A 10,864-nucleotide genomic window follows, 5' to 3' on the forward strand; every position below is an offset into this window, starting at 1 on the left:
GTCAGCGATGCTGCCGTAACGCTGACGGCACACTCGACGGTTGATGCGCACAGCTGATGTGCCGGCTGCGTCAGATCGGCACGCCCATGCCAATTGTGTTCTTGTGTTGCTACATCGAATGATGGAGATTGTCCGCAACCCGCCGCATCCCTTTGCTTCGGGTGCTACGGAAGGTCGCTTCACGCCGCGCTGCGCGAGTTTGCGCGACGTGGAGCGATCTGCGCCACGCGAGCGCCATCTTTTCTACACCTTCTGCTGCTATCAGCATCGGCGGGGCGCATCCGCGCCTCACGGACAGCAGGTCGCCCCGTCTTTGCCACGCGAAGGCGGGGCGACTTGGCGCTGACGGTCAGGCGCGCCAGTCGATCCTGCCGGTCAGCAGCGGGCGCAGCACCAGCGCGTTCAGATCGATAAACACGTGCAGTCCGATCGCGACCCACAGACTGGCGGTCGCGACATAAGCGTAGGCGAGCAGCGCGCCGACCAGCGTCGTGGCGATCACACCGGTCCAACCCTGATACCGATGCGCCGCGCCGAACAGGAGCGTCGAGAGCACAAAGGCGACGACCGGCTCGCCGGTCACGATCGTCGCGAGCAGGGGTATGAGCAAGCGGAAGAAGCATTCCTCGCACACGCCCGCGACGAGCGAGAGCAGCACGCCCCAGCCGAGTTCGCCTCGCCCGCGCGGCAGCACCGCGCCGATGCGTCCGACCTGCAATCGCCGACGCGTGACCCGCGCCGCAACCGCGCCGATCAGCGCGCCCGTCAGCACCGCGCCGCCCAAGAGCAGCGTCGAGCGGCCCGCGAGCGAAATCGCGCCGGTCACCTGTCGGAGGGGCGCGAACGCTTGCGGCATCGCGAACAGCGCGTCGATCCGGCCTGCGGCAGTCAGCAACACGATCGCCGGCGCCCCGAACAGCAGCGCGATCCTCGACGCGGCGCGCGTGAAGTAGCGCGCGCGCCCGCTTGGCCAGTGCGGCGGTGGAAACCCGACCTCGCCGCCACGAATGAAATGCGCGAACGCCGCCAGCGCGAGCACCAGCAACGCCGCTGCCCACAGCCGGTCAGCCACGCGAGGGTTCCGCTGCGCTCATCGCTCCGATCCTCTCACCGTCCGATAACGTGGAGGATGCCCGGCGCCGCCGCATCGTTCCGCCATGCTCGGCGCCGACGTGCAACGGAAGCGAGATCGGTCCGCGTCCTGCGACGCCGCGAACGCGGGGCGCTATGGCTCGCGCAACTTCGCGTCGGTCCGTGCGGAATAGCAGAAGGGCCCCGCCGCGCGCCCGCGATAGACCGGACCTGCCCAGCAGCCGCCCTGCAGGCGTCAGCGGTCGAGGCGGTGCTCGCCCTTGACCCAGCGCACCGTGCCCGACGACGCGCGCATGACCACGCTCTCGGTCGTCATCACCTTGCCGCGGCGCTTCACACCCGCGAGCAGCGAACCGTCGGTCACGCCGGTTGCCGCGAAGATGCAGTCGCCCTTCGCCAGATCGGTCAGATCGTACTGCCGGTCGAGGTCGGTCACGCCCCATTTCGCCGCGCGCGCACGCTCGTCGTCGTTGCGGAACAGCAGGCGGCCCTTGAACTGCCCGCCGACGCAGCGCAGCGCGGCGGCCGCCAGCACGCCCTCGGGTGCGCCGCCCGATCCCATGTAGACGTCGATCGTGGTGTCGGGGTCGGTCGTCGCGATCACGCCCGCCACGTCGCCGTCGCCGATCAGCACAATGCCGCAGCCGATGCTGCGCAGCTCGGCGATCAGCGCCTCGTGGCGCGGGCGATCGAGCACGCAGGCGATGATGTCGGCGGGCTTGACGCCCTTCGCCGCGGCGATCGCCTCGACGTTCTCAGTCGGCGTCCGATCGAGGTCGATCACGCCATCGGGCAGCCCGGGGCCGACCGCCAGCTTGTCCATGTACACGTCGGGCGCGTTGAGCAGGCCACCGCCCTCCGCGATCGCCAGCACCGCGAGGCTGTTCGGCCCCGATTTCGCGCAGATCGTCGTCCCTTCGAGCGGGTCGAGCGCGATGTCGATCGCGGGGCCGGTGCCGCTGCCGACCTTCTCGCCGATGAACAGCATCGGTGCCTCGTCGCGCTCGCCCTCGCCGATCACGACGGTGCCGTCCATGTCGAGCTCGTTGAGCGCGGCGCGCATCGCCTCGACCGCGGCGGCATCGGCCGCCTTCTCGTCACCGCGGCCGGTCAGCGTCGACGCCGCGATCGCCGCGGCTTCGGTCACGCGCACCATTTCGAGCACGAGCACGCGGTCGAGCACCTTGGAGGCCGTCGTGGTCATCGCTGAAATCCTCTTGGTGGCGCCGCAGCACCGATGTTTAACGCGTTAAACGCCCTATCGCGGGCGCGGCAAAGGTTCAATCCCGCAGCAGTTCGTTGATCCCGGTCTTCTCGCGCGTCTGCGCGTCGACGCGCTTCACGATCACCGCGCAATATAGGTTGGGGCCGGTGCCGGTCGACGACGGCGCAGAGCCCGCCACCACGACCGAATAGGGCGGCACCTCACCGTAGAAGGTCTCTCCGCTCGCGCGGTCGATGATGCGGGTGGACTTGCCGAGATAGACACCCATCGACAGCACCGCGCCCTCACCGACGCGCACGCCCTCCGCGACCTCCGACCGGGCACCGATGAAGGCGCCGTCGCCGATGATCACCGGATCGGCCTGAAGCGGTTCGAGCACGCCGCCGATACCGACGCCGCCCGACAGATGGACGTTGCGCCCAATCTGCGCGCAGCTGCCGACCGTCGCCCAGGTATCGACCATCGTCCCCTCACCGACATAGGCGCCGATGTTGACGAAGCTGGGCATCAGGATCGCGCCCTTGCCCACGTAGGCACCGCGGCGGACGACGCTGCCCGGCACGGCGCGGAAAGCCGCGGCGCGAAACTGTTCCTCGCTCCAGCCCGAGAACTTGGACGGCACCTTGTCGAACCAGTGGCCCTGGCCGGGACCGTTGTCGATCAGGGCGTTGTCGTTGAGGCGAAAACTCAGCAGCACCGCCTTCTTCAACCATTGGTTAACGCGCCACCCCCCCGCCCCGTCCGGCTCGGCGACGCGCGCGGTGCCGGCGTCGAGCTGCGCCAACGCCTCGTGCACCGCGTCGCGGACCGCGCCGGTGGTGTTCAGCCCGATCTCGGCGCGATTCTCCCACGCGGTGTCGATGGTTTGGGCGAGATCGGTCATAGGGTCTCCGTGATGCTAACAAGCCAGTGCGTCACATCGGTGACGCGGATATCGACGAAGCTGCGATCGGCGTCGTGGTCCTGCTCGCTGCCATTGTCGACCCAGACGGTCGTCATGCCGATCGCCTTGGCGGGTTTGAGGTTGCGCGCCATGTCCTCGACGAACAGGGCGCGGGTCGGATCGATGCCGAACGCGGTGCAGATGCCGGCATAGGCGGCGGGCGCGGGCTTGGGCACCAGATCCATCGCGTGAATGTCGTGGACCGCCTCGAAACTTTTGCCCAGCCCGAGCCGGTCGAGCACCTTCAGGGCGTAGGGGCGGTCGCCGTTGGTGAACACGATCTTGCGTCCGGGCAGCTTGGCGAGCGCCGCCGCCATCGGCGCATTCGCCTCCAGCACGTCCATCTCGATATCGTGGACGTAGGCCAGGAACGCCGCGGGATCGACCTCATGCTCCGCCATCAGCCCGGCGAGCGTCGTGCCGTGGTCAAGGAAATACGCCTTCTGCACGCGGTGTGCCTCGGCCAGATCGAGCGACAGCAGCTCGGCGATGAACGCGGTCATCCGCCGGTCGATCAGCGCGAACAGGTTCGCCGAGGCTGGGTAGAGCGTGTTGTCGAGGTCGAACAACCACGTGTCGATGTGCGAGAGTTCGGGCGGCATCGACGCGGCTGTAGTCCGGTTCGCCGGCGGGTCAAAGCCCGACACCCAAGCTCACCTGTGCGACAGCCAAGCTCACCTGTCTGGCACAGCGCCGCCTCCGCCCCCATCTTTCCTCCATGACCCTATATTCGCTCCTCGATCTCGTCCCCGTCGTCGAAGGCGGCACCGTGTCGCAGTCGCTGGCGAACGCCGCCGATCTCGCGCGCCATGCCGAGACGCTCGGCTTCAACCGCTACTGGGTGGCCGAGCACCATGGCATGAAGGGGATCGCGTCCGCGGCGACCGCCGTGGTGATCGCTCACGTCGCAGGCGCGACCAAGCACATCCGCGTCGGCTCTGGCGGCATCATGCTGCCGAACTCGGCGCCGCTTCAGATCGCGGAGCAGTTCGGTACCCTGGACGCGCTCTACCCCGGCCGGATCGACCTGGGCCTCGGCCGCGCGCCCGGCAGCGATCAGCGCGTCGCACATGCGCTGCGTCGCAACCTCGCCAGCGATGCCAACCAATTTCCCAACGACGTGGTCGAGTTGCAAAGCTATTTTGCCGACGATGGCCGCACCGGCATCTCCGCGACGCCCGGCGCGGGTGCGAAGCCGGAGATGTGGATTCTCGGCTCCAGCCTGTTCGGTGCGCAACTCGCCGCGATCCTAGGTCTCCCCTACGCGTTCGCGTCGCACTTCGCGCCCGACGCACTCGATCAGGCCCTCGCCATCTACCGCCGTGACTTCAAGCCGTCGGCGCAGCTGTCGCGTCCCTACGCGATGGCGGGGTTCAACGTCTTCGCCGCCGACACGCATGACGAGGCCGAGTTCATCGCCAGTTCGCAGCAGCAGTCATTCATCGCGCTACGCACCGGTACGCCGGGGCTGATGAAGCCGCCGGTCGCGAACTACCGTGCCAGCCTCCCACCGTCGCACGCCGCGATGCTCGACAACGTCCTGTCCTGCTCCGCGATCGGCACCCGCGATGAGGTCGCGCGCGGCATCGCCGACTTCGTCCAGCGCACGCAAGTCGACGAGGTGATGGTGACCAGCGCGATCTACGACCATGACGCGCGCAAGCACTCGCTCAGCCTCACCGCCGACGCGATGGCCGAGCTGAAACAAGCCGCCTGAACCGGTCGGGAGGGCATTGCCCTCCCGCGCTCGCCCGGTTACGCCGCGGCGCATGACGCAGGTCGGCATCATCATGGGCTCGACGTCCGACTGGGACACGATGAGCCACGCGGCCGAGACGCTAGACGCGCTCGGCGTCGCGCACGAGGTCCGCGTCGTCTCGGCGCACCGCACCCCGCAGCGGCTGTACGATTACGCGACCGGCGCTGCGGATCGCGGGCTCAAGGTCATCATCGCGGGCGCAGGCGGCGCGGCGCACCTGCCCGGCATGGCGGCGTCGATGACGCACCTGCCCGTGCTCGGCGTGCCGGTCGAGTCAAAGGCGTTGAAGGGCATGGATAGCCTGATGTCGATCGTGCAGATGCCCGGCGGCGTCCCCGTCGGCACGCTCGCGATCGGCAAGGCCGGTGCGATCAACGCTGCGCTGCTCGCCGCCGCGATCCTCGCGCTGTCCGACGACGGACTGTCGCTGCGATTGCAGGCGTGGCGCGCGGCGCAGACCGCCGGCGTCGCCGAAGCCCCCTGACCTCTCGCCAGACGGAACCCGCCATGCCGCTCGCCCAGCTCGACCGCCCGCTCGCCCCCGGCGGCACCATCGGCATCCTGGGCGGCGGGCAGTTGGGGCGCATGATCGCGGTCGCGGCCGCCCAGCTCGGCTATCGCACCCACGTGCTCGCTCCTGACCGCGAGAGCGTCGCCGCGCAGACCGCGTCGAGCCTGACGCGCGCCGATTACCACAACAAGGTCGTGCTCGCCGATCTTGCCGCGCAATGCGACGTCGTCACCTACGAGTTCGAGAATATCGCGGTCGCACCCGTCGAGTGGCTGGCCGAGCTTGTACCGGTCTATCCTCCGCCCAAGAGCCTCGCGGTCGCACAGGACCGTGTCGCTGAGAAGCGCTTCGTCGAGGAGGTCGGCGGTCGGCCCGCGCGTTGGCAGGCGGTGAATTCGCGCGAGGAGCTTGACGCTGCATTGGCCGCGATCGGGACGCCAGCCGTACTCAAGACCACACGCTTCGGCTATGACGGCAAGGGTCAGACGCGGATCAACGACGCCGCCGAGGCGGATGCCGCGTGGGAGGCGATCGGCGGCCCCGCGATCCTCGAGGCGTTCGTGACCTTCAGCCACGAATTCTCGATCATCCTCGTGCGCGGGATCGACGGCACGATCACCAGCTACCCTCCGCCTTGGAACGAGCATCGCGACGCGATCCTCCACCGCTCGACCGTGCCCGCCCCCGCGGAGATCGCGCGGCAGTGGACCGAGGCGGCAGCGCTGACTGGGCGGATCGCCGACGCGCTGGGTCATGTCGGCGTGCTGACCTGCGAGTATTTCGCCGGTGCGGACGGTCCCGTGTTCAACGAAATGGCGCCGCGCGTTCACAATTCCGGGCATTGGACGATTGAGGGCGCCGAGACCTCGCAATTCGCCAACCACGTGCGCGCGATCTGCGGCCTGCCGCTGGGTGACACCGCGCTGACCGCGCCCGCGGTGGTGATGGAGAATTTGATCGGCGACGAGTGGCAGCGCTGGTCCGATTTGGTCGCGGCACCGCGTACTCACCTCCACCTCTACGGCAAGCGCGAGGCACGCCCAGGTCGCAAGATGGGGCATGTCACGCGGCTGGAGCGCTGAGGGCTCCGCCACGCGTTGCCTTGCTGCTGCCCAGCTTCACCGCCAAAGGCGCGCGTAATGACCCGCTACGCGTTCTACGATCTGGACCGCACGATCACGCGATTGCCGACCTGGTCCGCGTTCCTGCTGTTCGCGGCAAGAGCGCGCGCGCCGTGGCGGTTGGCGCTCGTCCCCGCCGCTGCGCTCGCAGCAGTCGCGCACAAGGGCGGGCTGCTCGGTCGCGATCGGTTGAAGGAGGTCATGCACCGGCTGCTGATCGGTGGCGCGATCCCCGCAAATGATCTCGCGACGATCGCCAACAGCTTCGCCGAGCGACAACTCGCCGGCAATATTCGCGCGGGCGCGATTGCACGGATCGCCGCCGACCGTGCGGAAGGCTACCGCGTCGTGCTCGCTACCGCCGCGCACCGTTTCTACGCCGCGGCAATCGCGTGGCGGCTGGGCATCGACGACGTGATCGCGACCGAGGCGAGCGGGTCGGGCGACACACACGTCTCGCACCGCCTGTCGGGCGCAAACGTCTACGGCGCGGCCAAGCTCGCTGCGGTCACCGCCTGGCTTGCCGCGCGCGAAGAGCCGCGTGAGCGGCAGCACATCCGCTTCTACAGCGACCACGCGACCGACGCGCCCTGCCTCGCCTTCGCCGACGAAGGCTTCGCGGTCCATCCCGACGCCCGCCTGCGTACGCTCGCCCGCGCGAACGGCTGGCCGATCCTCGACTGGGAGCAGTGATGCGCGCGATCATCCTCAGCGCCGGGCGCGGCTCGCGGTTGCTGCCGCTGACCGACCTGATGCCGAAATGCCTCGTGCCCGTCGGCGGGCGCGCGATCCTCGACCATCAGCTGCACGCGCTCGCCGAGGCGGGCGTGGACGAGGCGATCGTCGTCGCGGGTTACCGCCACGATCAGGTCGGCGCGCACCTCGCGACGCATCGCTCGCCCTTGCGCGTCGAGCTGCGCTTCAACCCGTTCTGGGCGGTGTCGAGCAGCATCGGCAGCGTCTGGGCGGCGCGCGACGTGCTCGACGACGCCTTTTGCCTGCTCAACGGCGACACGACGCTTACGGGCAAGATCCTCGCGCGCGCGCTGGCGCACGACGGCGAGTATGACCGTGCCGGCGTCGGGCTGGTAGTCGAGCCGATCGCGCGCACCGACACCGACGACATGCTGGTCCGGGTCGAGAACGGCCGCGTCGTCGCGGTGTCGAAGGCGCTCGCGCCCGCGACTGCGACACACCGCTCGCTCGGCGTCGTCGTCGCCGGCGCACAGAGCGGCTATCTGCCCGTGCTCGACCGCGTGATCGCGGGGGCGGACGGGATCAACGCCTACCACCACAACGTCGTCGCCGCGCTCGCGACGCAAGGCGCGGTCCACGCGATCGTCGAGGAGAGCGGCGGCTGGGTCGAAATCGACCGGCCCGAGGATGTAGAGCGCTGGAACGCGCGGCCGCGATGAAGGCCGCTCCGGTCGCCTTCCTGTTCCTCGGCGAAACGCTGCTGATTCCGCACCTCTTCCCGATCGTCGAGGTGCTGGCCGATCTGCGCCCCGACCTGCCGCTCGACCTCTGGGTATCGACCTCGATCCACGAAGAATTGCTGACCGGCTGGACCGATCAGCTACCGCAGGTGCGCGTCCGCCGCGCGCCCGGCTTCCGCCACCTCGCCCACACTGCGCCCGGCGAGCGCCCTGCGCTGCCGCCCAAGCTGCCGATGCTGCTCCGCCTCGCGCCCAGGCTGGCGCGCACGCGCGTCGTCGTCTGCGCCGAGCAGACCAGCCTGTGGCTGCCGCGGCTGTTCCCGTTCCTGCGCGTCCGATTCGTCAAGACCTCGCACGGCGTCGGCTCGATGAGCGCGCGCGACGATAGGAGGCGGATGGCGGCGAGCTACACGCTGGTGCCGAGCGAGCAGGAGCGCGCCACCTATCTCGCGCGCGGCATGGCGCCCGAGCGGATCGAGGCGACCGGCTACGTCAAGGCCGCCTTTCGCCAGCGCACTCCCGCGCAAGCCTTGTTCGCGGACGATCGTCCGGTGCTGCTCTACACCCCGCACTGGCAGGCACACCGCTCGTCGTGGCCGGTTTGGGGGCCGCAGGTGGTCGAGCAACTCGCCCGCCAGCGCGACTGGAACGTCATCCTTGCCCCGCATCAGCGCCTGATCGAGCGTGCACCCGAGGTACGCGACGTGCTCGCGCGCGTCGCGAATTTGCCGCACGTCCACGTCGATCTCGACAGTTTCGCAACCGTCGACGGCAGCTACACCGCCGCCGCCGATCTCTATCTCGGCGACACGTCGAGCCAGCTGATCGAATTCCTGATCCGACCGCGTCCAGCCGTGTTCCTCAACGCACATGCGCGAGATTGGGTAGACGATCCCGCCCACGCGATGTGGCACGCGGGCGAGGTGGTGAACGACCTCGCCGACCTGCTCCCCGCGATCGAGCGAGCCCCTGCTCGCCACGCCGACTTCGTCGCCATCCAGCACGATCTCGCCACCGCTGCGCTCGGCGACGCGAGCGGCGCGGGTGCCGCACGCGCGGCCGACGCGGTGCTGCGCGTCCTCGCCAACACCGAACCGCGCCGCTAAAGCGCCGCCGATGCAGTCGACCGACGCCATGCCCGCGGTGATCCCGCTGGGCGACAATCCCGTGCTCCTGTGGGGCATGACCGCGCGCGAGCGGCTGCGCCGCATCGCCGCGGCGCGTCGCCTGCCGTTCGGTGACGCGAAGGCGGCGAGCGACACCGTCATCCTGTCCAACCTCGCTTTCGTGTTCGATCCCGCCTGGATCGTCTGGCTACAGCCGCGTCCCGGCACCGTGCTGACGCGCGGCGGACAGGTCGTGCTCGCGCACATCGCTGCGGCCGATCGTGCCGCGTGCGAGCGTGCCATCAGCGAGGGCGCCTCCCTCCCCGCTCACCTCGAACAGGTCGCGGCCGAGCGCGACGAGGGTATCTTCAACGAGGCCTTGCGCAAGCGCGAGCGGCCCTTCGCGGAGGCACTGGTCCCCGCTGCCGTGCCCGCGATCGAGCGCGCCAGCTACGTCGGCGCGTACAAGGGGGTGACCGACCTCCTGACCAAATATCTCTGGCCCGAATGGGCGTTCGCGCTGACCCGGGTCGCGGCGCGCATCGGTATATCGCCCAACGGCGTCACCGCGATCGGATCGGTGCTGTGCATCGTCGCGACGATCGCCTTCTGGCACGGCTGGTTCTGGACCGGGCTACTGACCGGGCTGATCTTCATGGTGCTCGACACCGTCGACGGGAAGCTCGCGCGCTGCACCATCACCTCGTCGAAGCTCGGGAACGCGTGGGACCACGGCGTCGACCTCGTCCACCCGCCGATCTGGTGGTGGGCGTGGGCAGCGGGCTGTGCGCCTTATGGACGGGCGCTGTCAGACGAGACATTCTGGGCGGTGATGGCGGCGATGCTGTTCGGCTACGTCGTGCAACGGCTGATCGAGGGCGCGTTCATCGTCCGCTTCGGCATGCACATCCACGTATGGGAACGGTTCGACAGCCGCTTCCGCCTCGTCACCGCCAGGCGAAATCCCAACATGGTGATCCTGTTCGCCGCCTTGCTCATCGGCCGTCCCGATTGGGGAATCGTTGCGGTGGCGGTTTGGACGATGTTGTCGCTCGTCGTGCACGGCGTGCGGCTGCTACAGGCGATCCTGCGCGCCCGCGGCGGCGAACGGCTGTTCAGCTGGCTCGCCTGACGCCGTGTCGGCCAGCGCGGGTTGCAGGCCAACACCGCTGACCCATATCGACTTCATGACACGACCATTATTCTACACCGCAGCGGGGCTCGCCGCGCTGCTCGGCAGTGCGTTGCTCGCTCCCGATGCGGCGGCGCAGGCGTGCGCGGGAACGTTCGGTGCGGGCAAAACGCGCCTGGTCGTCACCGCGACCGAGATCCGCAACGCGCACGGCGAAATGGTTTTCACGCTCTACCCCGACGATTCGGGCCGCTTCCTCGCTAAGCACGGAAAGCTGCTGCGCGTGCGTACCGCCGCGCAGTCGCCGGCGACCACTGCGTGCTTCTGGGTCACGCCCGGCTCCTACGCCGTCGCCACCTATCACGACGAGAACGGCGATCACGATTTCAACCGCACGCTGTTCACGATCAAGGAAGGCTTCGGCTTCTCCAACGACGCGCCGACAACACTGGGGCTGCCGAGCCTGTCGCGGGTGCGGTTCCCGGTTCCGGCGGGCGGCGCATCGATCCGGGTGCGGACGCGTTATTCGCGCTGAATGT

General features: G+C 69.0%; 12 protein-coding genes. 8 read left to right on the forward strand and 4 right to left on the reverse strand.

The annotated features are described in order from the left end of the window. Positions 1–349: 349 nt before the first annotated feature. The 4 genes from BMW51_RS05080 to BMW51_RS05095 all read right to left on the reverse strand — a co-directional run bounded on the left by BMW51_RS05080 (position 350) and on the right by BMW51_RS05095 (position 3,862). Positions 350–1,072, reverse strand: a complete 723-nt coding sequence (locus BMW51_RS05080; protein ID WP_093004074.1) for a CPBP family intramembrane glutamic endopeptidase — start codon at positions 1,070–1,072, stop codon at positions 350–352. A 255-nt stretch (positions 1,073–1,327) separates the two neighbouring features. Then, complete coding sequence (gene glpX / locus BMW51_RS05085) at positions 1,328–2,296, reverse strand: class II fructose-bisphosphatase (RefSeq protein ID WP_093004076.1); 969 nt, start codon at positions 2,294–2,296, stop codon at positions 1,328–1,330. A gap of 76 nt (positions 2,297–2,372) precedes the next feature. Next, the gene (dapD, locus tag BMW51_RS05090; protein WP_093004078.1) at positions 2,373–3,200 is read right to left on the reverse strand and encodes a 2,3,4,5-tetrahydropyridine-2,6-dicarboxylate N-succinyltransferase; all 828 of its coding nucleotides are present in this window, start codon (positions 3,198–3,200) and stop codon (positions 2,373–2,375) included. After that, complete coding sequence (locus BMW51_RS05095; protein ID WP_093004080.1) at positions 3,197–3,862, reverse strand: pyrimidine 5'-nucleotidase; 666 nt, start codon at positions 3,860–3,862, stop codon at positions 3,197–3,199. Before BMW51_RS05095 ends, dapD begins: the two co-directional genes overlap by 4 nt. A gap of 116 nt (positions 3,863–3,978) precedes the next feature. Between BMW51_RS05095 and BMW51_RS05100 the strand changes: the two genes are divergently transcribed. The 8 genes from BMW51_RS05100 to BMW51_RS05135 are packed head-to-tail and all read left to right on the forward strand — an operon-like array spanning position 3,979 to position 10,860. Further along, complete coding sequence (locus tag BMW51_RS05100) at positions 3,979–4,977, forward strand: LLM class flavin-dependent oxidoreductase (protein WP_093004082.1); 999 nt, start codon at positions 3,979–3,981, stop codon at positions 4,975–4,977. A gap of 52 nt (positions 4,978–5,029) precedes the next feature. Next, complete coding sequence (gene purE, locus BMW51_RS05105) at positions 5,030–5,503, forward strand: 5-(carboxyamino)imidazole ribonucleotide mutase (RefSeq protein ID WP_093004084.1); 474 nt, start codon at positions 5,030–5,032, stop codon at positions 5,501–5,503. A gap of 23 nt (positions 5,504–5,526) precedes the next feature. Beyond that, on the forward strand, positions 5,527–6,612 hold the full coding sequence (locus BMW51_RS05110; protein WP_093004086.1) for a 5-(carboxyamino)imidazole ribonucleotide synthase: 1,086 nt from the start codon (positions 5,527–5,529) through the stop codon (positions 6,610–6,612). A gap of 57 nt (positions 6,613–6,669) precedes the next feature. Further along, positions 6,670–7,344 carry an HAD family hydrolase gene (locus BMW51_RS05115; RefSeq protein ID WP_093004088.1) on the forward strand — a complete coding sequence of 225 codons (675 nt, stop codon included), beginning with the start codon at positions 6,670–6,672 and terminating at the stop codon, positions 7,342–7,344. Continuing rightward, positions 7,344–8,066: a phosphocholine cytidylyltransferase family protein gene (locus BMW51_RS05120; RefSeq protein WP_093004090.1), complete on the forward strand. Its 723-nt coding sequence runs from the start codon at positions 7,344–7,346 to the stop codon at positions 8,064–8,066. The genes BMW51_RS05115 and BMW51_RS05120 overlap by 1 nt, the downstream gene beginning before the upstream one ends. After that, entirely contained in the window at positions 8,063–9,193 is a 1,131-nt protein-coding gene (locus tag BMW51_RS05125) for a hypothetical protein (RefSeq protein ID WP_093004092.1), read from the forward strand. Before BMW51_RS05120 ends, BMW51_RS05125 begins: the two co-directional genes overlap by 4 nt. Positions 9,194–9,203: 10 nt before the next feature. Then, positions 9,204–10,325 (forward strand): CDP-alcohol phosphatidyltransferase family protein, encoded by a 1,122-nt coding sequence (locus BMW51_RS05130; protein ID WP_093004094.1) that lies wholly within the window; start codon positions 9,204–9,206, stop codon positions 10,323–10,325. 55 nt (positions 10,326–10,380) lie between these two features. Next, on the forward strand, positions 10,381–10,860 hold the full coding sequence (locus tag BMW51_RS05135; RefSeq protein WP_093004096.1) for a DUF2141 domain-containing protein: 480 nt from the start codon (positions 10,381–10,383) through the stop codon (positions 10,858–10,860). Positions 10,861–10,864 lie beyond the last annotated feature (4 nt).

The sequence above is a fragment of the Sphingomonas palmae genome, from assembly GCF_900109565.1.
GTDB lineage: Bacteria > Pseudomonadota > Alphaproteobacteria > Sphingomonadales > Sphingomonadaceae > Sphingomonas > Sphingomonas palmae.